Source organism: Mycobacterium sp. (assembly GCF_035274705.1).
Taxonomy (GTDB): Bacteria; Actinomycetota; Actinomycetes; order Mycobacteriales; family Mycobacteriaceae; genus Mycobacterium.
The window spans coordinates 17,263-40,208 of the sequence record NZ_DATENY010000100.1 but is presented as its reverse complement, the minus strand read 5'-3'; the positions used below and the strand labels follow the sequence as shown (position 1 = coordinate 40,208).

Genomic DNA, 22,946 nt, shown 5'->3' with positions numbered 1-22,946 from the left:
GACCAGGGCACGGTCAGCACGCCGTCACGCATCCGGCGGCGCGGCGGCGCGACCGGGAAACCCTCGGTACGCAGTAGGTCCAGCATTGCCCGCCAGCGCACTCGCGGACCGAACACCCCATGACCGGCGACGCTGGCCCATGCCCGATCGGCTGCGGTCAGCAGCGTGTGGATCGGCCGGCCTTCGACGTTGTGGTGGATCAGGACCTTCGGCAGCCGCTCGGCGAGATCCGACGGTCGGTCGATGGCGAACGGGTCGCAGGCCAGAGTGAGGCTGACCGGGCCGACCGCGTCGAGCAGCACCCAGCAGCAGCGGCGGCCCAGCTCGTCACAGGTGCCGTCGACGATCAAGCCGCCAGGCGCCAGCTGCCGCTGCATGACCGACCATGCCTCCGGCACCGCCTCGACCGGATACTGGCGCAGCACGTTGAATGCACGAACCAAAACCGGTGTGCGCCCGGCCAATTCGAAGCCGCCAAGCCCGAACTCGACGCCATCGCGGGGCGGTACCACCCGCTCGGGGTGGATCTCCAGCCCGACGACGCGGACGTCGGCGCGTACCACGCGCAGCCGCGCCGCAAGCTCGAGCGTCGTGACCGGAAGGGCGCCGTAGCCCAGGTCGACGACCAGTGGATCAGCGGCGGCCTGCAGCGCGGTGCGTACCCGTCGCGAGTGCACCAGCCAGCGATCGCTTCGGCGCAACCGGTTATGGCCCGTGGTCCCACGGGTCGGCTGCCCGACCGGAGCCGCCCGGCCGGCGACATCGGGCGTGCGCTTAGTGATGCTCGGCGATCCAGTCAGCGGTGAACGCCTCCTCGGCGTGGAAGAGGTACTTGATGTTGTTCAGGATCAGGTCTTCGAGCGCTCCGCCGACGAACGGGAGGTAGACCTTGCAGACGCTGGCCAGCCGCAATCTGCTCCCGGTCCCGGTATCGGTGAGAAGGTACTGACCGCCGAATCGGCCAGGGCCGTGCGGCACGGACGCTGAGTAGGTGCCCTCGGCCCGGTTGTTCGCACAGTCGTAGGGATCGAAGTGCTGCGCGCGAGTGACGACCATGTCGACCGGCATCACGGTGCGGGCGATCGGTGGCAGCTCCGAACGCGGCATGACTTGGACGAAGACGATGTCGGTGCCGCGCTCATCGGAGGTAAAGGACGTGACCGTCGACTGCGATTCCGGGCTTATCTGACGGTAGGCCTCCATCAGGGTTTGCCAATACTCTCGGCTGGTGAAGTCGGCATAGATCTTCTCCGCCGGTGCGTCGAACGCGATCGTGTGCTCCATGCGCCGCGCCATGGCACATAATTTTACTTACGGTTCACGCGTTTTCCGCGATCCACACCGCCGTGAAGCGCTGTTCGGCGATAAGCAACTCGACGAGCTGGTTGCCGATGAAGTTCTCGATCTTGCCTCCGACGAGCGGGATGTTGACCTCGACGGTGACTTTGAACTCCAGCCGCGAGCCGCCGCCGGAGTTTGCCGAAGCGAGTACAGCGGTGCCGGACAGCGTGGCGGGGGCACCGCGAATCGCGCCCTTCACTGCCGCGCTGGCCTGGCCATCGCGCACCGGCGCCCACGCTTCCTCGCGCACGAAACTCAGGTCGCCGCGGTGAAACTGGGTCACTAGGCCGGGTAGCCGGTCGGCGCGAAGCGTCTGCGTGGTGACGACGTCGACCCCACCGTGATCGTCGATCTCGATTGAGTCCAGCGTGTATTCGTCGGCGCCGGAGTCGGCTAACCGCGCGAGCCAATACTGTTCATCGCGCAATGCCCGGTGGACCTGTTCGACGCTGCCCTCGTATTCGGCGGCCATGTCGAATGAACGCGGCATAGCTGGCCACGCTACCGTTACGGCCCGTGACCGGTCTGGAGCTGGGGGGTGCGGCCGTCGCCGCGGACGTGCCGCTCGCGCCGCTGACCACGCTGCGCATCGGACCCGTTGCGCGGCGGTTGGTCACTTGCACGAGCACCGAGCAGATCGTCGAGGTGTTGCGCTCCGTCGACGACGCGTTGGTGCTCGCCGGCGGATCCAATATCGTGCTGGCCGACGACCTGACCGACCTGACTGTCGTGCTCCTCGCCAACACCGAGATCACCGTCGAGGGCAACATCGTACGCGTCGAGGCTGGTGCGGTGTGGGATGACGTCGTGGTCACGTCGCTGGCGCACGGGCTGGGCGGGCTGGAATGCCTGTCTGGGATTCCCGGCTCGGCGGGTGCCACGCCGGTGCAGAACGTCGGCGCGTACGGTGCCGAGGTCGCCGACACCATCCGGCGGGTACGCCTGCTGGACCGCGGCACCGGCGAGGACCGCTGGGTTGAGCCGGAGGCACTCCAATTCGGTTACCGCACAAGCATTCTGCGGCATTCACAGTCCGCGATCGTGCTCGAAGTGGAGTTCGCCCTCGACGGCGAAGGACGCAGCGCGCCGCTGCGCTACCGCGAGCTGGCCACAGCACTGGACGCCGAGCCGGGGTCGAGCGCCGACCCGACGCGGGTGCGGGAGGCGGTGCTGTCGCTGCGTGCGCGCAAGGGCATGGTGCTCGACGACACCGACCATGACACCTGGAGCGTCGGATCGTTTTTCACCAACCCAGTCGTCGCGCCCGCCGAATTCGATCGGCTAAAGGCGGGCATCGACGGACCCGTCCCGAACTACCCGGCGCCCAATGGGGTGAAGCTCGCCGCCGGCTGGCTGGTCGAGCACGCCGGGTTCGGCAAAGGCTTTCCCGGCGATGGTTCACCCGCGAGGCTGTCGACCAAGCATGCGCTGGCGCTGACCAACCGCGGCCACGCCACCACCGCCGACGTGATCGCGCTGGCCAGGACGGTACGCGACGGTGTTAGAACGACGTTCGGGATAGAGCTCACACCCGAGCCAATTCTGATTGGCTGCTCTCTCTAGGTACCCTGGGTCCACGTGAGCCCAGGCCTCAATGCCGCCCGAATGCCGTCGAAGGTCAGCCGACGGCGGGCACTGACTGCGCTTGCGGTCGGTGTCGTCGTGCCGGGCGCACTGGCAGCCTGCGGTAGCAAGGTCAGCAAACCGTCTGGGCAGCCCGCGGCACCCGCGGCACCGTCGATCACCTATAAACCGTCGAACTCCGCCAATGATGTTTCCCCGGTCGACAAGATCGGCGTCGAGGTGAAGGACGGCTGGTTCCAGCGGGTCGCGCTGACCAATCCCGAGGGCAAGGCCGTCGCGGGCACGCTCAACCGCGACCGCACAGAATTCACCGTCACCGAACCGCTGGGTTACGGCGTCGAGTACACGTGGGGCGGCTCGGTCGTCGGCCACGACGGCAAGGCCGTTCCGGTGGCTGGCAGCTTCAGCACGATCAAACCGGACACCAAGGTCAACGGCGCCTTTCAGCTCGCCGACGGTCAGGTCGTCGGCGTCGCGGCGCCGGTCATCATTCAGTTCGACGCGTCGATCACCGATAAGGCGTCGGTCGAAAAGGCGCTGAAGGTCACCACGGTGCCGCCGGTCGAGGGCAGCTGGGCGTGGCTGCCCGACGAGGTCGGCGGTTCGCGGGTGCACTACCGGACCAAGGAGTACTACCCGGCGGGCACCAAGGTGAACGTCGACGCGAAGCTCTATGGCGTCGACTTCGGCGACGGGGCCTACGGCGCGCAGGACATCACGCTGAACTTCGAGATCGGCCGCCGCCAGGTCGTCAAGGCCGAGGCCTCGTCACACCGCATCCAGGTGCTCGACGGAGCAGGCGCGGTGATCATGGATTTCCCGTGCAGCTACGGAGAGGCCGACCTGCCGCGCAACATCACCCGCAGCGGCACCCACGTGGTGACCGAGAAGTACGAAGACTTCTACATGACCAACCCCGCCGCCGGTTACAGCAACGTGCACGAGCGGTTCGCGGTGCGGATCTCCAACAACGGTGAGTTCATTCACTGCAATCCGAACAGCATCGGTGCGCAGGGCAACACCAACGTCACCAACGGCTGCATCAACCTGAATCTGGAGAACTCGCAGCAGTACTTCAACAGCGCCATATACGGCGACCCGGTCGAAGTCACCGGCACGTCGATCGAGCTGTCCTACGCCGACGGTGACCTCTGGGACTGGGCCGTCTCATGGGACGAGTGGGTGTCGATGTCAGCGTTGTCGACACAACCTTCACCGAGCCAGATCCCGAGCACGGCGCCGGCCACGCCCACGGATGCGCCTCAGCCCGTCAACGGGCGGCCCGGCGGTTAACTCCGGCGGTTAAAACGCGACGCGCTGGCCTGATCCCGCGGCCTGATCACGATCGTGTCCAGGTTGACGTGGGAGGGCCGGGAGGCGACGAACCCGATCACCTCGGCGACATCTTCGGCGACCAGTGGGGTGACGCCTTCATAGACCTTGGCGGCGCGTTCCTCGTCTCCTTCGAATCTGCGCAGCGAGAAGTCGGTCTTCACCATGCCGGGTGCAATTTCGGTGAGCCGCACCGGTTTTCCGAGTAGCTCGCCACGCAGCGTGCGGTGCAGCGCGGCTTGTGCGTGCTTGGCCGACGTGTAGCCGGCGCCGTTGTCGTAGATCTCGATCGCGGCGATCGACGTGACCGTGACGATCAGACCGTCGCCGGAGTCGATCAGTTTGGGCAGCAGCGCGCGGGTGACGCGCAGCGTGCCGAGCACGTTGGCCTCCCACATCCAGCGCCAGTTGTCGATGTCGGCTTCCATCACGGGTTCAAGGCCCCGGGCGCCGCCGGCGTTGTTGACCAGTACATCCACCCGATCCAGAGCCTCATCGAGGCCCACCACCTGCTCGTCGGACGTGACGTCCGCCACAATCGCGGTACCGCCGATCTGGTCGGCCAGTGCGTTGATCGGCTCTGCGCGCCGGGCCACGCAAACGACGTGAAACCCTTGCGCCGCAAGAGTTCTCGCAGTCGCCTCGCCGATCCCGGCGCTCGCGCCGGTGACTACCGCAACCCGCTGGTTCGTCTCGGCTGTCGTCATACGCCCAACTTTAGTTGGCGTGCTAAGTTCGTCCCGTGTTCCGGAGCTGTTGTTGTCGCCGCGCGATCTGCCGCGCCTGACCGACCCCGGATAATCTCGCTGTCCCGTTGAGTCGCCAGGTGTGGCGTGGATCTTTCCAAGACCCAACCCGCCGACTTCAACAAAGGACATCCCGTGCGCACTACTCCCACCGCCACCCTTCGCCAGGCCCCACCAGCCCACGCCAAGCGGACCCTCCTCGCGCGGCCTTCCATCGTCGCCCCGTCCCTGAAGGTGGCCGACGCGGCGGCCGCCTCGGTCTTCGGCGCCGCGCGGTTGCGGGGACCGATTGCCCGTGACGTGATCGCCCAAGTCACCAAGCTCAGCATCGCCACAGTGAACCGGCAGGTAACTGCCCTGCTGGACGCCGGGATTCTGCGCGAACGCGCCGACCTCGCGGTCTCCGGTGCGATCGGCCGCCCGCGCGTGCCCGTCGAGGTGAACCACGAGCCGTTCTTGACGCTGGGCATCCACATCGGCGCACGCACGACCAGCATCGTGGCCACCGACCTGTTCGGCCGCACGCTCGACGCCGTGGAGACTCCGACGCCGCGCGGAGCGCAGGGTGCGGCGCTTGCCTCGCTGGCCGGCAGCGCCCGCCGCTACCTCAGCCGTTGGCACCGCCGCCGCTCGCTGTGGGTCGGTGTGGCAGCCGGTGGCGTCGTCGACAGCACCACCGGATACCTCGACCATCCGCGGCTCGGCTGGTCCGGCGCACCGGTCGGCCCTGTGCTCGCCGACACTCTCGGCCTGCCCGTCTCGGTCGCTTCCCACGTCGACGCGATGGCCGGCGCCGAACTGCTGCTCGGCGTGCGCCGCCAGCCCATCCAGTCCTCGACCAGCCTGTACGTGTACGCCCGCGAGACCGTCGGTTACGCGCTGTCGATCGGAGGCCGGGTGCACTCACCGGCCAGCGGCCCGGGCACCATCGCAGCGCTACCCGCGCACTCGGAGCTGCTTGGCGGCACTGGTCAACTCGAGTCGACGGTGAGCGACGAGGCGGTGCTGATCGCGGCGCGCAAGGCCCGGATCATCCCGGCCGACGGTCCGGCGTCGACGGTGACATCGGTGCTGCGGGCCGCCCGGCAGGGCAACGAGCAGGCCAGGGCGCTGCTGGCCGAGCGGGCACGCGTGCTCGGCGAGGCGGTCGCCCTGCTGCGCGACATGCTCAACCCCGATGACCTGGTGGTCGGCGGTCAGGCGTTCACCGAGTATCCGGAGGGCATGACCCTGGTCGAGGCCGCCTACGCCGAGCGCTCGGTGCTGCCGGCCCGCGACATCCGGGTGACCGCGTTCGGCAACCGAGTACAGGAAGCCGGCGCGGGGGTGGTGTCGCTCGGCGGCCTTTACGCCGATCCGATCGGCGCGATGCGGCGCGCGCAGACCCGGCGCCCGGAAGCCTCCGCTTGACTGGCCGCTCGCCGTCCGAAGCCTGACGGCGGTGTAGACATGTCTGTGTGCGCCTAGCAACAGATCTGCCCAGACGCGTCGCAGTGTTATCAGTGCACACCTCACCGCTGGCCCAGCCGGGCACAGGTGACGCCGGCGGGATGAACGTCTACGTCTTGCAGAGCGCATTGCAGATGGCTCGCCGCGGCGTCGAGGTGGAGATCTTCACGCGCGCCACGTCGTCGGCCGATCAGCCCGTCGTGAAGGTGGCGCCCGGCGTGCTGGTGCGCAACGTCGTGGCCGGGCCGTTCGAGGGCCTCGACAAGTACGACCTGCCCACCCAGCTGTGCGCGTTCACCGCGGGCGTGCTGCGCGCCGAAGCCACTCACGAGCCCGGCTACTACGACATCGTGCATTCGCACTACTGGCTGTCCGGTCAGGTCGGCTGGCTGGCCCGCGACCGCTGGGCGGTGCCGCTGGTGCATACCGCGCACACCCTGGCTGCGGTCAAGAACGCCGCACTGGCCGACGGTGACTCGCCCGAACCGCCGCTGCGCGCGGTGGGGGAGCAGCAGGTGGTCGACGAAGCAGACCGGTTGATCGTCAACACCGAACATGAAGCGCAGCAATTGATTTCGCTGCATCACGCCGACCCGGCGCGCATCGACGTCGTGCATCCCGGCGTCGACCTGGAGATGTTCACCCCCGGTGACCGAGCCGCCGCCCGCGCCACGCTGGGGCTTGACGCCGACGAGCAGGTGGTGGCATTCGTCGGCCGTATCCAACCGCTCAAGGCGCCCGACGTCCTGCTGCGGGCGGCCGCCAAAGTGCCCGGCGTTCGGGTGCTGGTGGCCGGCGGGCCTTCGGGCAGCGGACTGGCCGCACCGGATGGATTGGTCCGGCTGGCCGACGAACTCGGCATGTCTGAGCGTGTGACGTTCCTGCCTCCACAGTCGCGCGACCGGCTCGTCGAGGTGTATCGGGCCGCCGACATTGTCGCGGTGCCGAGCTATTCGGAGTCGTTCGGACTGGTCGCCATCGAGGCGCAGGCCTGCGGTACGCCGGTGGTGGCGGCCGCGGTCGGCGGCCTGCCGGTTGCAGTGCGTGACGGCGTCAGCGGGACGCTGGTCGACGGACACGACGTCGACGACTGGGCCGCCGCAATCGACGGGCTGCTGCAGCAGGGGCCGCAGACGATGAGCCGGGCGGCTGTCGAGCACGCGGCCACGTTCTCCTGGGCGCACACCGTCGAGGCACTGCTGGCCAGCTACGGGCACGCTATCGGCGATTACCACGCGCGCCATCAACGCCGTGACGCGACGGCGCGGCGCAACGGCAGGCGGTTCTCGATGCGGCGGGGTGTGCGCGCGTGAGCCGCGAAGACGAGCGCGAGTGAGGATCGCTGGGCCCACGCCCGAAGGGCAGGGGACGAGCGGGAGCCGAGCAATGAGCAGCGACGTCCAGCAGGTCATCGAGGACACCTGCAAGGAACACGGCCTGGTCTGCACGCATCACGAAGGTGCGCGCGGCGGACTGCCCGGCATCATTGTTGAACTGCCCGGCGAACGCCGGCTCAAGACCAACACGATCCTGTCGATCGGCGAGCATTCGCTCCGCATCGAGGCGTTCGTCTGCCGCAAGCCCGACGAGAACCACGAGGGCGTGTACCGCTTCCTGCTCAAGCGCAACCGCCGCCTCTACGGCGTCGCGTACACCCTCGACAACGTCGGCGACATCTACCTCGTCGGCCGGATGGCGCTGGAGTCGGTGACTCCCGACGAGGTGGACCGCGTGCTGGGCCAAGTTCTCGAGGCCGTCGACTCCGACTTCAACACGTTGCTGGAGTTGGGTTTTCGGTCGTCGATCCAAAAGGAATGGGAATGGCGGGTATCCCGCGGCGAATCGCTGAAGAACCTGCAGGCCTTCGCGCACCTGATCGACGACGAAGACGACTGATCGCCCTCGTGAGAGGATCCCTCCATGGCTGACGCAACGCTGATTCTGCTCCGTCACGGCGAGAGTGACTGGAACCAGAAGAACCTGTTCACCGGCTGGGTCGACGTCGATCTCACCGAGAAGGGCAGGGCCGAGGCGGTCCGCGCAGGCGAGCTGATCAAGGAGCTGGACCGCCAGCCCGACGTGCTCTACACGTCGCTGTTGCGGCGGGCGATCAACACCGCCAACCTCGCGCTTGATGCGGCCGATCGGCATTGGATCCCTGTGCACCGCGACTGGCGGCTCAACGAACGCCATTACGGCGCGCTGCAGGGGCTCAACAAGGCCGAGACCAAGGAAAAGTACGGCGAAGAGCAGTTCATGGCGTGGCGACGCAGCTACGACACGCCGCCGCCACCGATCGAGCCCGGCAGTGAGCACAGCCAGGACGCCGATCCCCGCTACGCCGATATCGCGGGCGGCCCGCCGCTCACGGAATGCCTCAAAGACGTCGTCGAGCGGTTCGTGCCGTACTACACCGCGACCATCGAACCTGACCTGCGGGCCGGTAAAACCGTCCTGATCGCTGCCCACGGCAACTCGCTGCGCGCCCTGGTGAAGTACCTCGACGGCATGTCCGACGAGGACGTTGTCGGGCTGAACATCCCGACCGGCATACCGCTGCGCTACGACCTTGATTCCGAGCTCAAACCGAAAGTCATCGGCGGGCAGTATCTGGATCCGGAGGCGGCGGAGGCGGGCGCGGCCGCGGTGGCCGCTCAGGGCGCGAAGTAGTGCCCAACGGCAAACACTGGGTAAACGGCTACCGAACACCTGCGATTGCCCGTGTGACTTGTCCCGTTTTGGCCGCACGCTGCTGGGATGACGTTCACCGGGAACGTACGATTTTCGCGTGAGTGTGGTATCGGCACTGCTGCTCGCAGCGGTAGTCGCACTGCTCGCACTGGTGATCGGTGTCGGGTTTGGGGCGGGGCTAACACCCCGTCTGACCGAACGTCGGCAACGCCAGGTCGCCGAGCAGGCAGGCATCACCGTGTCACAGATGCTCGAACACATCGTCTCGCAATCGCCCGTGGGGATCGTGGTGGTCGACACCTACCGTGACGTCGTCTACACCAACGACCGGGCGCGCGAGCTGGGCCTGGTCAAAGACCGGCTACTCGACGACCGCGCCTGGCTGGCCGCGCAGCGCACGCTGGCCACCGGCGAAGACGGCGAGGTCGACCTGTCGCCGCGGAAGAAGACCAATCCCGGACGGTCGGGCCTGTCGGTTCGCGGACACGTGCGGTTGCTGAGCGAGGACGATCGACGGTTTGCGGTCGTCTACGTCGACGACCAGTCCGAGCACGCCCGGATGGAAGCCACACGCCGCGACTTCGTGGCCAACGTCAGCCACGAGCTCAAGACGCCGGTCGGCGCGATGGGTGTGCTCGCCGAGGCCTTGCTGGCCTCGGCCGATGACGCCGAGACCGTGCGCAGGTTCGCCGAGAAGATGCTCGCCGAATCTCACCGGCTGGCCAACATGGTCGGCGAGCTGATCGAACTGTCGCGGCTGCAGGGCGCCGAACGGCTGCCCGATCTGGAGGCCGTGGAGGTCGACACCGTGGTGGCCGAGGCGGTGTCGCGCTACAAGGTAGCCGCAGACAACGCCGACATCGCGGTCGCCACCGACGCGCCAACCGGCTACCGCGTGCTGGGTGACCAGCCGCTGCTCGTGACGGCGATTGCCAACCTGGTGTCCAACGCAATCGCTTACTCGCCCAATGGATCTCCGGTGTCGATCAGCCGCCGCCGCCGGGGCAACAACATCGAGATCGCCATCACCGACCGCGGCATCGGCATCGCCCGCGAGGACCAGGAGCGGGTGTTTGAGCGGTTCTTCCGCGTCGACAAGGCGCGCTCGCGTGCTACCGGCGGCACAGGACTCGGTTTGGCGATCGTCAAGCACGTCGCCGCCAACCACAACGGATCCATCCGGCTGTGGAGTCAGCCGGGAACGGGATCGACGTTCACACTGTCGATTCCGGCATACCCCTACACCGATGACGAATCGGACGAACGAGAGGACTAGCCAGACCAATGACCAGCGTGTTGATCGTGGAGGACGAAGAGTCCTTGGCCGATCCCCTGGCCTTTCTGCTGCGCAAGGAGGGCTTCGAAGCCACCGTGGTGGCCGACGGCCCCTCGGCCCTGGCCGAATTCGAGCGAGCCGGTGCCGACATCGTCTTGCTCGACCTGATGTTGCCCGGCATGAGCGGCACCGACGTGTGCAAGCAATTGCGTTCTCGCTCAAGCGTTCCCGTCATTATGGTGACCGCACGGGACAGCGAGATCGACAAGGTGGTCGGCCTCGAACTGGGCGCCGACGACTACGTGACCAAGCCGTATTCCGCACGCGAGCTCATTGCCCGCATCCGAGCGGTACTGCGGCGGGGTAGCGACAACGACGAGTCCGGCATCGGTGACGGTGTGCTCGAGGCCGGCCCGGTCCGGATGGATGTGGAGCGCCACGTCGTTTCCGTCAATGGTGAACAGATCACGTTGCCGCTCAAGGAGTTTGACCTGCTCGAGTACCTCATGCGCAACAGCGGACGGGTACTCACCCGTGGGCAGCTCATCGACCGGGTGTGGGGCGCCGACTACGTCGGTGACACCAAGACCCTCGACGTGCACGTCAAGCGACTGCGCAGCAAGATCGAGGCCGACCCGGCGAACCCGGTGCACCTGGTCACCGTCCGTGGCCTCGGCTACAAGCTCGAGGGGTAGCTTTCTCCGGCCGAACGTTCCTTACCGCTCGACTATTCGTCCGAGATTTCGGGCGGTAAGGAACGTTCGCCGGGCGTAGAACGGACCCTGAGAGCCGTTCACAACTAGATCGTCTAGCGTGGGCCCCTTGCAACACAGGGCCGACACAGCGGACGACGACGAGTGATTACCGAGACGACACGAGAACACCACAACTCCATCAGCCCGTGGGTGCGCCGTGGCGGCCCAGCGGTGTCAGCAGCTTCGCTGCTGACATACGTCGCGGTGTACCTGCACTGGCCGACGCTGCGGCTGCAAATCGATGCGATGGTGTACCGCTTCGCCGCTGAACGGCTGTTAGCAGGGCTTGACCTCTACTCCACGGGTTTCACCGGCAAACCCAACGAGTTGTTGTTCATCTATCCGCCTTTCGCGGCGATATGTGCCATTCCGCTCGCGCTGCTGGACCGTGTCTCGGTGCAGTTTCTGTGGCTGCTCGGCATGGTCGCCGCGTTGACGTATGCAGTCGTGCGGATGCTGAAATCGGCGGGTATGCAGGCCGGCGCCGGCCTGTTCAGCCTGACCGCGCTGCTGGTCGGTGTGATCGCATGGCTCGAGCCGGTGCGGCTCACGGCCGAGCTCGGGCAGATCAATCTCCTTCTCCTGGTGCTCGTGGTGGCGGATCTACTCAGAACCAAGCACAGCAGGTGGGCGGGCGTCGGGATCGGGTTGGCCGCGGGCATCAAACTGACGCCGGCGCTGTTCATCGTGTACCTGCTGGTGACGCGGCGAGTGCGTGCCGCGTTGGTCGCCTCCGCCACGTTCGCGGCCACGGTGGGTCTCGGGTTGGCCGTCGCGCCTTCGGATTCGGCCGCGTTCTGGTTCCACGGCCGCTTCGACGACGTGAACCGCATCTCGCATGACCCGCTCGCCAACACCAGTGTGCGCGGTCTGTTCTTGCGTATGCATTGGTCGCCCACGCTGGCCACGATCGTCGCGGTTGCGGTGGCGGCCGTCGCCATCGTGATCGCCGCCACCGCGTATCGACGCGGCCACACCGTGTTGGCTGTTGCCGTTGTCGGGATGGCATCGGCGGCCGCGTCGCCGTTCAGCTGGAGCCACCACTGGGTCTGGTTCGCGCCGTTGATCGTTCACCTCGGGTATCGCGCATACGTTCGCGGCGGCCGGATCGCTTCTGCGGCAATGTGGCTCGTCTGCGCCATCGTCGGCGGTTGGTTCGTCTCCGTCGCCGGTGACACCCCTCAGGCCGGTGTGATGTCGCTGCGGCCCGGCGGTACGTGGGACGAAATAGTGCCCGCCGCTTATGTTTTCGTCTTTGTCGCCGTCTTGCTTTGCACGGCAGTCTGGCTGTGGCGTTTAACCCGTTCGTCCGCCCATGATCTCGAACACCTCAAAGGTGTTGACACCGGCGGTAACCGACGGGTCCCGCTCGCCGATCGCCAACACCTCGGCGCGGTCGGCGGCCCGCAGCACGCCCATTCCCCATACGCCTTCGGGATCGGCGACGGGTCCGTAGACCACCACCTGGCCGGCGGTCAGTAGGTTCTGCCAGTACGCCATGTGAAGCGCCATCGCGTGCCGCTCCTCGGCCGTCATCGTCTGCGCGAAGTCGGCCCGCGGCGGGACCAGGCGAAACAGAAACAGCGATGAGCGCTCGCGCGAAGAGCCGACGACGGCCGACTCGCTCACTGCGCCAAGCGGGTCGCGGGGTGGACAGCAATCAGCCCTAGACCACTGCGGCGCTTGCACATTGCGGCCAGCTCGGCATACGCCTTCTCGCCGAGAAGTTCGGTGAGCTCGGGGGCATACGACTCCCACACCTGCTTGGCACCGACGTGCGCGGCAGGGTCACCGGTGCAGTACCAGTGCAGATCCGCGCCGCCCTCGCCCCAGCCGCGCCGGTCGTACTCCGTTATCCAGGTCTTGAGGACCTCCGAGCCATCCGGCCGCGTCACCCACTCCTGGGTGCGGCGGATCGGCAGCTGCCAGCACACGTCGGGCTTCATGGTCAGGGGCTCGACGCCCAGCTTGAGCGCCTTGCTGTGCAGCGCGCAGCCGATGCCGCCGGGGAACCCGGGACGATTCAGGAATATGCAGGCGCCCTTGTATTTTCGGGTCCGAAGGTTGGGCTTGTCGTCGTACTCGTCCATTTCGAGGTAGCCCTTTTTGCCCAGGCCCTTGTCGCGGAACTGCCAATCCTCGTCGGTCAGCTGCTTGACGGCGTCGTCCAGCTGGGCCCGATCGTCTTTGTCGGACAGAAACGCTCCATGCGAGCAACACCCGTCGTCGGGCCGGCCCTCGACCGTGCCCTGACACGCGGGTGTGCCGAACACGCATGTCCAACGCGACAGCAGCCACGTCATGTCGGCGGCGATCAAATGTTCTGCATTGTCGGGGTCGTAGAACTCCACCCATTCACGGGCGAAATCCAGCTCGACCTCACCATGGTGCGATGCGCTCACGGGACACAACGGTAGACCCAATAAGGTGGTGACGTGCGATTAGGCGTGCTGGATGTCGGCAGCAATACCGTCCACCTGTTGGTGGTCGACGCGCGTCGCGGTGGGCATCCGACGCCGATGAGTTCGACCAAGGCGTCGCTTCGGCTCGCGGAGGCCATCGACAGTTCCGGCAAGCTGACCCGCAAGGGTGCGGACAAACTGATCGGCACCATCGACGAGTTCGCCAAGATCGCCGCCAGCTCCGGCTGCGCCGAGCTGATGGCGTTTGCCACCTCAGCCGTGCGTGACGCCACCAATTCCGAGGACGTCCTCGCCAGGGTGCTCGCGGAGACGGGTGTGGCGCTGCAGGTGCTCAGCGGGGTCGACGAATCCCGGCTGACGTTTCTGGCCGTACGCCGCTGGTACGGCTGGAGCGCCGGCCGCATCATCAACATCGACATCGGCGGCGGTTCGCTCGAACTGTCCAACGGCGTCGATGAGGAGCCCGACGCCGCCCTGTCGCTGCCGCTGGGAGCGGGCCGGCTCACCCGCGAATGGCTGCCCGACGACCCGCCGGGTCGGCGCCGCGTGGCGATGCTGCGTGACTGGCTGGCCACCGAGTTGGCCGACGCCGGCGCCAAGATGCTCGAGGTCGGCAGCCCCGACCTGGCGGTGGCAACGTCGAAGACATTCCGCTCGCTTGCCCGCTTGACCGGCGCCGCCCCCTCTGGAGCGGGGCCGCGCGTCAAGAGGACGCTCACAGCGAGCGGCCTCAGGCAGCTCATAAATTTCATCTCTAGGATGACCGCGGCTGACCGTGCGGAGTTGGAAGGGGTGAGTGCCGAGCGGGCGCCACAGATCGTGGCCGGAGCTTTGGTAGCTGAGGCGAGCATGAAGGCTCTGGCCGTCGACAGCGTGGACATCTGCCCCTGGGCATTGCGAGAAGGGCTGATTCTGCGGAAACTCGACAGCGAAGCGGATGGAACTGCCTTGGTCGAGACGTACGTGCGGGATCCTGGACGAGAAGTAACGAGGCCCAAAGGCAACACACGATGACAGGACCAGAAGATAGCCACAGCAGCACGCGACCTATTTCGGTCGCGGAGTTGCTGGCGAAGAACGGCACGATCGGTGCCCCGCCCGTCGGCGGCCGGCGCCGTCGCCGTCGTGGAAACAGCGATTCCGTCACAGTCGCCGAGCTGACCGGCGAGATTCCGATCGTCACCGATGACGTCGACGCCGCCGAGCGGGCGCCGAGCGCCGTCGTCGAAGAAGAGCATCCCGACACGACCGGCCCACTCTCGACGAACGGCGCCGTCGAGCATGTCGATGAGGCCGAGCCGGCCGACGAATACGACGATTTCGACGACGGCTACGCGGACGCGGTCGCCGACTACTCCGCGCACATCGAGCAGCGCGACGCCGATCCGGATCCTGTGGACTTCTTCACACCGCCGCGTCGCCCGCACTACGCCCACGCGGCGCGCCGCTTCCGGCCGACCCTCGGAGTGGGTGCCGAGCAGATGAGCCCGGATCCCGTCGTCGATGACGTGGACGACGACGCCGACGTCGACCTGATCGAGCCGCCAGAGATCGAGGACGTCGACACCGCGGCCGCAGTCGAGACGGATGACCGCGACGAGCTGCCGTCGTACCTGCGGTCGAGCCAAGGCCCGTTGTTCGGTGGCCAGAGCGTTGCCGACGATCTGGCCCGCCGCGGCGCCGCTCCTGTGCCGGAGGACATCGACTTCGAGGACGAGGCGGAGACAGAGGCCGCCGCCACAGCGCCATCCGGGGGCATGTCGTCGTTCCTGCGGGGCGCGTGGATCGTCGGACAGTGCATCATCGCGGTCGCATTCGGAGCGGGTCTGTTCGTCGCTTTCGACCAGCTGTGGAAGTGGAACAACATTGTCGCGCTGGTGTTGTCGGTCTTGGTGATCCTGGGTCTGGTGGTAGGTGTGCGGGTGGTGCGCAAGACCGAGGACATCGGAAGCACGCTGATCGCGGTGGCAGTCGGCGCGCTCGTCACGTTAGGACCGTTGGCGCTGCTGCAATCGGGTTAAGACGCCGACAGACGCCGAATAAGACACAGTGCGCCCCGCCATCAAGGTCGGCCTGTCGACTGCCTCCGTCTATCCGCTGAGGACCGAGGCTGCCTTCGAGTATGCGGCCAAACTCGGCTACGACGGTGTCGAGCTGATGGTGTGGGCCGAGTCGGTCAGCCAGGATATTGAAGCCGTCGAGCGGCTGACTGACCGCTACCAGGTGCCGGTGCTCTCCGTGCACGCACCGTGTCTGCTGATCTCGCAACGGGTATGGGGTGCCAACCCGATCCCGAAGCTCGAGCGAAGCGTGCGGGCCGCCGAACAGCTGGGCGCCCAGACGGTCGTCGTGCATCCGCCGTTTCGCTGGCAGCGCCGCTACGCCGAGGGCTTCTCTGAACAGGTCGCCGAACTCGAGGCGTCGAGCGATGTGTTGGTCGCGGTGGAGAACATGTTTCCGTTCCGGGCCGACAGGTTCTTCGGTGCCGGCCAGACGTCCATCGAGCGCATGCGTAAGCGCGGTGGCAGGCCCGGGCCCGGCATCTCGGCGTTCGCGCCGTCCTACGACCCGCTCGACGGCAATCACGCCCACTACACGCTCGACCTGTCCCACACAGCGACGGCGGGCAGCGACGCGGTCGACATGGCCCAGCGTATGGGCGACGGGCTGGTGCATCTGCACCTGTGCGACGGCAGCGGCGCCTCGACCGACGAACATCTGGTGCCCGGCCGAGGCACCCAACCCACCGTCGAGATCTGCGAGATGCTCGCCGGCAGCGACTTTTCCGGCCATGTGATTCTCGAGGTCACCACATCGGGCGCGCGCACCGCCACCGAACGCGAAGCGCTGCTCGCCGAGTCGCTGCAGTTCGCCCGTGCACATTTGTTGCGCTGAATCGATCGAAGGGAACCCGTGGCCTCCACGCTGTTCACCGACGCCATGGCGCTCACCCCGGTGGGTGACGGCGCGTATGACGGTGTGCTGAACGAACATTGGACGATCGGCCCCAAGGTGCACGGCGGGGCGATGCTGGCGCTATGTGCGAACGCCGCCCGCACCGAGCATGGCGGAGGGCGCATCCAGCCGATCGCGGTGTCCGGGAACTTCCTGTGGGCCCCGGATCCCGGCGCGATGCGGGTGGTCACCACCGTGCGCAAGCGCGGTCGTCGGGTCAGCCTCGTCGACGTCGAGCTGAGACAAGGCGACCGCACCGCCGTACGCGCCGCGGTCACGCTGGGTGACCCGGAACACCATGTGCCGCCGCTGTTGTCGGCCAATCCGGTCGTTCCGCTGATGCCGCCGGAGCCGCCGCCCGGTCTTCAGCCGATCGGCCCCGGGCATCCAATGGAGGACGTCGTCCACCTGGCGCACGGCTGCGACATCCGGCCGTCGCTGACCACGTTCACGCCGCGCACCGACGGCGGGCCACCGATCATCGAGTACTGGGTGCGGCCCAAGGGGGTGGCGCCCGATGTGCTGTTCGCCCTACTGTGCGGCGACGTGTCCGCCCCGGTGACATTCGGCGTCAACCGGACGGGCTGGGCGCCCACGGTGCAGCTGACGGCGTATCTACGGGCGCTGCCCGCCGACGGGTGGCTACGCGTGTTGTGCACGACGGTGCAGATCGGCCAGGACTGGTTCGACGAGGACCACATCGTCGTCGACTGCGAGGGTCACATCGTCGTGCAGAGCCGTCAACTCGCGATGGTGCCCGATGTGTGACGCCGCAGGCGTCGAATAAACAGCGCCCCCGCGCGTCTGCAATGCTTTCCCGCATGGCCAGAATCGCGATCATCGGCGGCGGAAGTATCGGCGAGGCACTGCTGTCCGGGCTGCTGCGGGCCGGTCGGCAGGTCAAGGACATGGTGATCGCCGAGAAGTTCCCCGATCGCGCGAAGTACCTGTCCGACACATATTCGGTGTTGGTGACGACGGTCGCAGACGCCGTCGAGACCGGGACCTACATCATCGTCGCGGTCAAGCCCGCCGATGTGGAGACCGTGATCGGCGACATCGCCGAGGCGGCCGCGAAGGCCGAAAGCAATACGGCCGAACAGGTTTTCGTCACAGTGGCGGCCGGCGTCACCACCGCGTACTACGAGGCGAAACTGCCCGCCGGGTCGCCGGTCATCCGAGTGATGCCCAATGCGCCGGTCGTCGTCGGCGGGGGAGTCAGTGCGCTGGCGCGCGGCCGGTTCGCCACGCCTGAGCACCTCAAGGAGGTGTCGGCGATTTTCGACGCGGTGGGCGGTGTGCTCACCGTGCCCGAATCGCAACTCGACGCCGTCACCGCCGTATCGGGCTCCGGGCCCGCCTACTTTTTCCTGATGGTCGAGGCGCTCGTGGACGCCGGCGTCGCCGCGGGCCTGTCGCGTTCGGTGGCCACCGATCTGGTCGTGCAAACAATGGCGGGCTCGGCGGCGATGTTGCTGGAGCGCCTCGACGAGGCGCAGTCGGCCGGGGACGCGGCTGGGTCTTCTCTGGGCAGCGCGCTGGATACCACGGCCGCCCAACTGCGTGCCACGGTTACCTCGCCGGGCGGCACTACAGCGGCTGGTCTGCGCGAACTCGAGCGGGGCGGTTTGCGGGCGGCTGTCGCCGACGCCGTCGACGCCGCGAAAAGGCGCTCTGAACAGCTAGGAATCACATCAGAGTAATTAAGGAATTTCCAACTGATTAGCCCACACCCGTCGCAGTAACCCCACCTGCCACGCTATTCTCCCAGTGGTAAGCACGGGTTGGTGCCAGCGGTGGGGAAGCCGCTGGAACTGCCCGTGCCTGATGGATTGGGTTGCGATGACGTCTATGAACGGGCCATCGGCGCGCGATTCGGCTAGTGGAAAGTCGGCGCGCGACGCCGGATCCACCGACGGTCAGCCGCCACGAGCTCAATTTCTCACTGTCGCCGAAGTGGCAAGCCTCATGCGGGTCAGCAAGATGACGGTGTACCGGTTGGTGCACAACGGCGAGCTGCCCGCTGTCCGGGTCGGTCGCTCGTTCCGGGTGCACGCAAAGGCCGTCCACGACATGCTGGAGAGCTCGTACTTCGACGCGGGCTAGCCGCAGACGCGTTTTTCGTTTACCTAGGCCGCCCAGGTAAGGTGGCCGGGTCAGTCAACTTTGTTTTGAAGTAGCGGAGACTCCGGAGTTAATGGGTTCAGTCATCAAGAAGCGACGCAAGCGCATGTCGAAGAAGAAGCACCGCAAGCTGCTTCGTCGCACCCGGGTGCAGCGCAGAAAGCTCGGCAAGTAGCTTTGCGCCTCGGCCGCTAGGCTGACCGAATGGATTCTGGGGGCGAATCGAACGGTTCTGCTTCGCGGGACACCGTTCACTATCCGAAGGTCGTTCTGGTTACCGGCGCATGCCGTTTCCTGGGCGGGTACCTGACCGCGCGGCTCGCTCAGAACCCGTTGATCAACCACGTCATCGCGGTCGACGCGATCGCGCCGAGCAAGGATCTGCTGCGTCGGATGGGCCGCGCGGAGTTCGTCCGCGCCGATATCCGTAACCCCTTCATCGCCAAGGTCATCCGCAACGGCGACGTCGACACCGTCGTGCATGCCGCGGCGGCGTCCTACGCTCCCCGCTCCGGCGGGCGGGCGGCGCTCAAGGAGCTCAACGTGATGGGCGCGATCCAGCTGTTCGCTGCGTGTCAGAAGGCGCCGTCGGTGCGTCGGGTGATCCTCAAGTCCACCTCCGAGGTGTACGGCTCGAACGCACGCGATCCTGTGATGTTCACCGAGGACAGCAGTGCTCGCAGACCGCCCGGTGAAGGGTTCGCCCGCGACAGCATCGACATCGAGGGCTATGCGCGGGGACTTGGCCGGCGCCGGCCGGACATCGCAGTGACCATCCTGAGGCTGGCCAACATGATCGGCCCCGCGATGGACACCGCGCTGTCGCGGTATCTGGCCGGGCCGCTGGTGCCGACGGTCATCGGACATGACGCGCGGCTACAGCTGCTGCACGAGCAGGATGCGTTGGGCGCACTGGAGCGCGCGACGATGGCCGGTAAGTCCGGCACGTACAACGTCGGCGCGGCCGGCATCATCATGATGAGTCAGGCCATCCGGCGCTCGGGCCGGATCCCGCTGCCGGTGCCGCGGTCGGCGCTGTGGGCAGCGGATTCGCTGAGCCGCGCAACTCGCTACACTGAGCTGGATCGCGAGCAGCTGAACTATTTGAGTTACGGCCGAGTCATGGATACCGCGCGGATGCGAAACGACTTAGGCTATAGCCCCAAGTGGACGACGGCGGAGGCTTTCGACGATTACGTCCGCGGTCGCGGATTGACGCCGATCGTCGACCCGCGGTGGGTACGCTCAATGGAGAGTCGCGCTGTTTCGGCGGCGCAGCGGTGGGGACGTTAGACGACAGACTCTAAATCGGGTGGGGAGAAGGTAATAGCGTGGCGGGCGAGCCTAAAGCCAAAGTCATTCCGCTGCATTCAAATTCGGGTCGGGCAAGCGCCCAGCGCCGTGCCGCCAATCAGCGCGCCGAGAGTTCGCGCCGACATCCCTCATTCCTGTCCGACAGCGGTGGCCGCGCTTCTGCCGAGCAGATCGCAGCCGTCGTGCGTGAAATCGACCAGCGACGCGGCTCCGTCTCGGGCGCGTCGACGGTCGACGAAACCCCGACGGAACTCGCCAAGCGGATCGCGGGAATTGCCGAGTTCGTCCGCAAGCGGATGATGGGCGACTACACCGTCGACGAGTTCGGTTTCGATCCGCACCTCAATAGCGCTATCTTTTTGCCTTTGCTGAGAGTGTTCTTCAAGTCGTGGTTCCGGGTCGAGGTCAGCGGAATCGAGAACCTGCCGGAGTCGGGTGCCGCGTTGGTCGTCGCCAACCATGCCGGCGTGTTGCCGTTCGACGGGTTGATGACGTCGGTGGCCGTGCACGACCATCACCCGACGCGTCGGGATCTGCGGCTGCTGGCCGCCGACATCGTCTTCGACATGCCGATGATCGGCCAGGCGGCACGCAAGGCCGGCCACACCATGGCGTGCACGGCCGACGCACATCGGCTGCTGGCCGCAGGCGAGCTGACCGCTGTATTCCCTGAGGGCTACAAAGGACTGGGCAAGCACTTCAAGGACCGCTACAAGCTGCAGCGCTTCGGCCGGGGCGGATTCGTTTCGGCGGCGCTGCGCACCAAGGCGCCAATCGTGCCGTGCTCGATCGTCGGCTCCGAAGAGATCTATCCGATGATCGCCGACGTCAAGTTGCTCGCGCGACTGCTCGGCCTTCCCTATTTTCCGGTCACTCCGCTGTTCCCGTTGGCCGGGCCGGTCGGGATGGTGCCGCTGCCGTCGAAGTGGCATATCCAGTTCGGCGAGCCCATCTCGACCGTGGACTACGACGAGTCGGCCGCAGACGATCCGATGATCACGTTCGAGTTGACCGACCAGGTTCGCGAAACCATCCAGCAGACGCTGTACCAGCTGCTGGCCAACCGTCGAAACACCTTCTTGGGCTGAGTTTTAGCTCGCCGTCACTCCGACTAGCGGTTTTGCCCAGCAACAAATTTGGAGAGGGCGGCGTCACGCGCCGCGGCAACCTGAGCGGTTATCTCGTCGGCCTCGGTGTCTGACTGTGCCTCGCCCATGACGGTGACAATGCTGGTGAGCACCGGCTTGCCGTCGGCGTCGGTCACCTCGCCGCGGATCTCGGTGAGCACTGCGCCGTGCGATTCGGTCACCGAATCCAGATAGGAGTCGAAGTACAGCTTGTCGCCGGCCAGGATCGGGCGATGGAAGATGATCTTCTGGTCGCGGTGCAGTACGCGCTCCATATTGATCGGCAGGTCGAACTGGTTGAAGATGTCCAGCTGGACCTTCCGCCCGGCCACGGCGAGGAACGTCAGCGGCGCGATGAGCGCCTCATACCCGCATTCCTTGGCGGCGTCCTCGCTGTAGTGGGCGGGATGATCGTCCTTGACGGCCTGGGCGAATTCACGGATCTTCTCCCGGTCGACCTCGAAGTAGTCGGGGTACCGGTAGTGAGTGCCGATGATTTCTTCAGCGATTGCCATGCAACGGTCTTCCGATCTAGGTGTTAGCGGCGCGAGCCTATCAGCGGCCAATTGCCGCCCCCGGCGACGCGGGTTCTCAGCCGCCGTCTTGCCTGCGCGAAACAATCGCTGCCAAGGCCCCGCCGACCGCGCCGAGGGCCAGCGCCGACGGCACGCCGATCCGGGCGGCCTTGCGGGCCGTGCGGAAATCGCGGATTTCCCAGCCCCGCTCTCGCGCCAGGTCCCGCAAATCCGCGTCGGGGTTGATGGCGACGGCCGTGCCGACCAGCGACAGCATCGGCACGTCGTTGAAGCTGTCCGAATACGCGGTGCAGCGCCGCAGGTTCAGGCCCTCGCGGATGGCCAGCGACCGCACCGCATGCGCCTTGCCGGTGCCGTGCAGGATGTCGCCGATCAGCCTGCCGGTGAACACGCCGTCGACGGATTCGGCGACCGTGCCCAGCGCACCGGTCAGCCCGAGCCGGTTGGCGATCGTCGCGGCCAGCTCGTAGGGCGTCGCGGTGACCAGCCACACTTGCTGGCCGGCATCCAGATGCATCTGCGCCAGCGCGCGGGTGCCCGGCCAGATCTTGTCGGCGATGATCTCGTCGTAGATCTCCTCGCCAAGCGCCATCAGTTCCGCCGTCGAACGGCCCTCGATGAACGCCAGCGCCTTGGTCTTGCCTGCAGCCACGTCGTCGCTGTTCTCACGGCCGAGAAGCTGAAACTTAGCCTGCGCGTAGATAAACCGACCCAAGTCGCCGTAGGTGAAGTACTTGCGCGCGGCGAGCCCGCGGGCGAAATGCACCAGCGACGAGCCGTGCACCAATGTGTTGTCGACGTCGAAGAACGCCGCGGCGGTCAGGTCCGGTGGCGGAGCAGGCGGAGTGGTGATGGCCTCGACCGCAAGATCGGTGACAGCCGCCTGCGCGCTGGCCTCGCCGGCCAGCTGTTGTTCGGTGGCCTCGCCCGTTTCGGACACGAATCAACCCTAGGTCACGGGGTGCGCATACTTGCGTCGTGAACCGGCGAGTGGAGTTGTTGTCCCGTGAGGGCTGCATGATGTGCACGGCGGCCGCGACCAGGCTGGCGAAACTGTCGGCCGAGCTGGGCTTCGAGCTCACCGTCACCGACGTGGACGCCGCGGCGGCAGCAGGCGATTCCGCGCTGCGCGCCGAATTCGGTGATCGGCTTCCGGTGGTGCTTCTGGATGGCAGCGAGCACAGTTACTGGGAGGTCGACGAGCCCAGGCTGCGGGCGGATCTGGCTGCGGGCTGACTGGTTGAGCAAATTTGGTAGCCCAGCTGGTGAACGACTACCGTGGGTGACGTGGTG

Annotated in this window: 26 protein-coding genes and 1 pseudogene; 19 read left to right on the top strand and 8 right to left on the bottom strand. The window is 66.6% G+C overall.

The window, feature by feature from the left end; all coding sequences use genetic code 11:
* The 3 genes from VJV41_RS21200 to VJV41_RS21190 all read right to left on the bottom strand — a co-directional run.
* The coding region (locus VJV41_RS21200; RefSeq protein WP_325336993.1) for a class I SAM-dependent methyltransferase at positions 1-782 on the bottom strand (782 nt) is incomplete at its 3' end.
* Positions 775-1,296, bottom strand: coding sequence for a DUF2505 domain-containing protein (locus tag VJV41_RS21195; RefSeq protein WP_325336986.1), 522 nt, complete (start codon positions 1,294-1,296; stop codon positions 775-777). The genes VJV41_RS21195 and VJV41_RS21200, both read right to left, overlap by 8 nt.
* Before the next feature lie 22 nt (positions 1,297-1,318).
* Positions 1,319-1,831 (bottom strand): DUF2505 domain-containing protein, encoded by a 513-nt coding sequence (locus VJV41_RS21190; protein WP_325336985.1) that lies wholly within the window; start codon positions 1,829-1,831, stop codon positions 1,319-1,321.
* Positions 1,832-1,857: 26 nt separating this feature from the next.
* On the opposite strand from VJV41_RS21190, the gene VJV41_RS21185 reads away from it, so the two are divergent.
* A complete protein-coding gene (locus tag VJV41_RS21185) occupies positions 1,858-2,904 on the top strand; it encodes a UDP-N-acetylmuramate dehydrogenase (protein WP_325336984.1) in 1,047 nt (348 codons plus the stop codon).
* A gap of 42 nt (positions 2,905-2,946) precedes the next feature.
* Positions 2,947-4,218, top strand: coding sequence for a L,D-transpeptidase (locus VJV41_RS21180; protein WP_325336992.1), 1,272 nt, complete (start codon positions 2,947-2,949; stop codon positions 4,216-4,218).
* On the opposite strand, the gene VJV41_RS21175 is transcribed toward VJV41_RS21180, so the two are convergent.
* On the bottom strand, positions 4,215-4,964 hold the full coding sequence (locus tag VJV41_RS21175) for an SDR family oxidoreductase (protein ID WP_325336983.1): 750 nt from the start codon (positions 4,962-4,964) through the stop codon (positions 4,215-4,217). The two genes, VJV41_RS21180 and VJV41_RS21175, sit on opposite strands and share 4 nt — an antisense overlap.
* Before the next feature lie 174 nt (positions 4,965-5,138).
* Here VJV41_RS21175 and VJV41_RS21170 point away from each other — a divergent pair, with 174 nt between their 5' ends.
* The 7 genes and pseudogenes from VJV41_RS21170 to VJV41_RS21140 all read left to right on the top strand — a co-directional run.
* Positions 5,139-6,413 carry an ROK family protein gene (locus VJV41_RS21170; RefSeq protein ID WP_325336991.1) on the top strand — a complete coding sequence of 425 codons (1,275 nt, stop codon included), beginning with the start codon at positions 5,139-5,141 and terminating at the stop codon, positions 6,411-6,413.
* 47 nt (positions 6,414-6,460) lie between these two features.
* Complete coding sequence (gene mshA / locus VJV41_RS21165) at positions 6,461-7,765, top strand: D-inositol-3-phosphate glycosyltransferase (protein ID WP_325336982.1); 1,305 nt, start codon at positions 6,461-6,463, stop codon at positions 7,763-7,765.
* Positions 7,766-7,838: 73 nt separating this feature from the next.
* The gene (locus VJV41_RS21160; RefSeq protein ID WP_325336981.1) at positions 7,839-8,348 is read left to right on the top strand and encodes a YbjN domain-containing protein; all 510 of its coding nucleotides are present in this window, start codon (positions 7,839-7,841) and stop codon (positions 8,346-8,348) included.
* Between the two features lie 24 nt (positions 8,349-8,372).
* Positions 8,373-9,122, top strand: a complete 750-nt coding sequence (locus VJV41_RS21155; RefSeq protein WP_325336980.1) for a phosphoglyceromutase — start codon at positions 8,373-8,375, stop codon at positions 9,120-9,122.
* Positions 9,123-9,240: 118 nt separating this feature from the next.
* Positions 9,241-10,419, top strand: coding sequence for a sensor histidine kinase (locus VJV41_RS21150; protein WP_325336979.1), 1,179 nt, complete (start codon positions 9,241-9,243; stop codon positions 10,417-10,419).
* Positions 10,420-10,427: 8 nt separating this feature from the next.
* Complete coding sequence (gene regX / locus VJV41_RS21145; RefSeq protein ID WP_325336978.1) at positions 10,428-11,114, top strand: two-component sensory transduction protein RegX; 687 nt, start codon at positions 10,428-10,430, stop codon at positions 11,112-11,114.
* Between the two features lie 306 nt (positions 11,115-11,420).
* A pseudogene (locus VJV41_RS21140) lies at positions 11,421-12,188 on the top strand (glycosyltransferase 87 family protein); the annotation flags it as partial.
* 282 nt (positions 12,189-12,470) lie between these two features.
* On the opposite strand, the gene VJV41_RS21135 reads toward VJV41_RS21140, so the two are convergent.
* Together VJV41_RS21135 and VJV41_RS21130 are read right to left on the bottom strand one after the other, a co-directional pair.
* Entirely contained in the window at positions 12,471-12,758 is a 288-nt protein-coding gene (locus VJV41_RS21135; RefSeq protein WP_325336990.1) for a YciI family protein, read from the bottom strand.
* A 41-nt stretch (positions 12,759-12,799) separates the two neighbouring features.
* On the bottom strand, positions 12,800-13,576 hold the full coding sequence (locus VJV41_RS21130; protein ID WP_325336977.1) for a hypothetical protein: 777 nt from the start codon (positions 13,574-13,576) through the stop codon (positions 12,800-12,802).
* Between the two features lie 33 nt (positions 13,577-13,609).
* Between VJV41_RS21130 and VJV41_RS21125 the strand changes: the two genes are divergently transcribed.
* From VJV41_RS21125 to VJV41_RS21085, 9 genes are all read left to right on the top strand, one after another.
* The gene (locus tag VJV41_RS21125; RefSeq protein WP_325336976.1) at positions 13,610-14,611 is read left to right on the top strand and encodes a Ppx/GppA phosphatase family protein; all 1,002 of its coding nucleotides are present in this window, start codon (positions 13,610-13,612) and stop codon (positions 14,609-14,611) included.
* The gene (locus VJV41_RS21120) at positions 14,608-15,618 is read left to right on the top strand and encodes a hypothetical protein (RefSeq protein WP_325336975.1); all 1,011 of its coding nucleotides are present in this window, start codon (positions 14,608-14,610) and stop codon (positions 15,616-15,618) included. The genes VJV41_RS21125 and VJV41_RS21120 overlap by 4 nt, the downstream gene beginning before the upstream one ends.
* A gap of 28 nt (positions 15,619-15,646) precedes the next feature.
* A complete protein-coding gene (locus VJV41_RS21115; RefSeq protein WP_325336974.1) occupies positions 15,647-16,492 on the top strand; it encodes a sugar phosphate isomerase/epimerase in 846 nt (281 codons plus the stop codon).
* Between the two features lie 45 nt (positions 16,493-16,537).
* The gene (locus tag VJV41_RS21110) at positions 16,538-17,320 is read left to right on the top strand and encodes a thioesterase family protein (RefSeq protein WP_325336989.1); all 783 of its coding nucleotides are present in this window, start codon (positions 16,538-16,540) and stop codon (positions 17,318-17,320) included.
* Positions 17,321-17,373: 53 nt separating this feature from the next.
* On the top strand, positions 17,374-18,255 hold the full coding sequence (gene proC, locus VJV41_RS21105; protein ID WP_325336973.1) for a pyrroline-5-carboxylate reductase: 882 nt from the start codon (positions 17,374-17,376) through the stop codon (positions 18,253-18,255).
* Between the two features lie 139 nt (positions 18,256-18,394).
* On the top strand, positions 18,395-18,658 hold the full coding sequence (locus tag VJV41_RS21100) for a helix-turn-helix domain-containing protein (protein WP_325336972.1): 264 nt from the start codon (positions 18,395-18,397) through the stop codon (positions 18,656-18,658).
* 91 nt (positions 18,659-18,749) lie between these two features.
* Positions 18,750-18,851 (top strand): 30S ribosomal protein bS22, encoded by a 102-nt coding sequence (locus VJV41_RS21095; RefSeq protein WP_003402602.1) that lies wholly within the window; start codon positions 18,750-18,752, stop codon positions 18,849-18,851.
* Positions 18,852-18,880: 29 nt separating this feature from the next.
* Complete coding sequence (locus tag VJV41_RS21090) at positions 18,881-19,969, top strand: SDR family oxidoreductase (RefSeq protein ID WP_325336971.1); 1,089 nt, start codon at positions 18,881-18,883, stop codon at positions 19,967-19,969.
* A 38-nt stretch (positions 19,970-20,007) separates the two neighbouring features.
* Positions 20,008-21,078, top strand: coding sequence for a lysophospholipid acyltransferase family protein (locus tag VJV41_RS21085; RefSeq protein WP_414685016.1), 1,071 nt, complete (start codon positions 20,008-20,010; stop codon positions 21,076-21,078).
* Positions 21,079-21,101: 23 nt separating this feature from the next.
* Here VJV41_RS21085 and VJV41_RS21080 read toward each other — a convergent pair whose 3' ends face one another.
* Positions 21,102-21,632, bottom strand: a complete 531-nt coding sequence (locus VJV41_RS21080; RefSeq protein WP_325336970.1) for an FAS1-like dehydratase domain-containing protein — start codon at positions 21,630-21,632, stop codon at positions 21,102-21,104.
* 76 nt (positions 21,633-21,708) lie between these two features.
* A complete protein-coding gene (locus tag VJV41_RS21075; protein WP_325336969.1) occupies positions 21,709-22,593 on the bottom strand; it encodes an HAD-IB family hydrolase in 885 nt (294 codons plus the stop codon).
* 38 nt (positions 22,594-22,631) lie between these two features.
* On the opposite strand from VJV41_RS21075, the gene VJV41_RS21070 reads away from it, so the two are divergent.
* On the top strand, positions 22,632-22,889 hold the full coding sequence (locus VJV41_RS21070) for a glutaredoxin family protein (protein WP_325336968.1): 258 nt from the start codon (positions 22,632-22,634) through the stop codon (positions 22,887-22,889).
* Positions 22,890-22,946 lie beyond the last annotated feature (57 nt).

What these genes read in the sequence shown, in the direction of transcription:
- VJV41_RS21195 (WP_325336986.1), bottom strand. Translation starts at nt 1,296, where the DNA reads ATGGCGCGGCGCATGGAGCACACGATCGCGTTCGACGCACCGGCGGAG.
- VJV41_RS21190 (WP_325336985.1), bottom strand. Translation starts at nt 1,831, where the DNA reads ATGCCGCGTTCATTCGACATGGCCGCCGAATACGAGGGCAGCGTCGAA.
- VJV41_RS21180 (WP_325336992.1), top strand. Translation starts at nt 2,947, where the DNA reads ATGCCGTCGAAGGTCAGCCGACGGCGGGCACTGACTGCGCTTGCGGTC.
- VJV41_RS21175 (WP_325336983.1), bottom strand. Translation starts at nt 4,964, where the DNA reads ATGACGACAGCCGAGACGAACCAGCGGGTTGCGGTAGTCACCGGCGCG.
- VJV41_RS21160 (WP_325336981.1), top strand. Translation starts at nt 7,839, where the DNA reads ATGAGCAGCGACGTCCAGCAGGTCATCGAGGACACCTGCAAGGAACAC.
- VJV41_RS21155 (WP_325336980.1), top strand. Translation starts at nt 8,373, where the DNA reads ATGGCTGACGCAACGCTGATTCTGCTCCGTCACGGCGAGAGTGACTGG.
- regX (WP_325336978.1), top strand. Translation starts at nt 10,428, where the DNA reads ATGACCAGCGTGTTGATCGTGGAGGACGAAGAGTCCTTGGCCGATCCC.
- VJV41_RS21120 (WP_325336975.1), top strand. Translation starts at nt 14,608, where the DNA reads ATGACAGGACCAGAAGATAGCCACAGCAGCACGCGACCTATTTCGGTC.
- VJV41_RS21110 (WP_325336989.1), top strand. Translation starts at nt 16,538, where the DNA reads ATGGCGCTCACCCCGGTGGGTGACGGCGCGTATGACGGTGTGCTGAAC.
- proC (WP_325336973.1), top strand. Translation starts at nt 17,374, where the DNA reads ATGGCCAGAATCGCGATCATCGGCGGCGGAAGTATCGGCGAGGCACTG.
- VJV41_RS21100 (WP_325336972.1), top strand. Translation starts at nt 18,395, where the DNA reads ATGACGTCTATGAACGGGCCATCGGCGCGCGATTCGGCTAGTGGAAAG.
- VJV41_RS21095 (WP_003402602.1), top strand. Translation starts at nt 18,750, where the DNA reads ATGGGTTCAGTCATCAAGAAGCGACGCAAGCGCATGTCGAAGAAGAAG.
- VJV41_RS21090 (WP_325336971.1), top strand. Translation starts at nt 18,881, where the DNA reads ATGGATTCTGGGGGCGAATCGAACGGTTCTGCTTCGCGGGACACCGTT.
- VJV41_RS21080 (WP_325336970.1), bottom strand. Translation starts at nt 21,632, where the DNA reads ATGGCAATCGCTGAAGAAATCATCGGCACTCACTACCGGTACCCCGAC.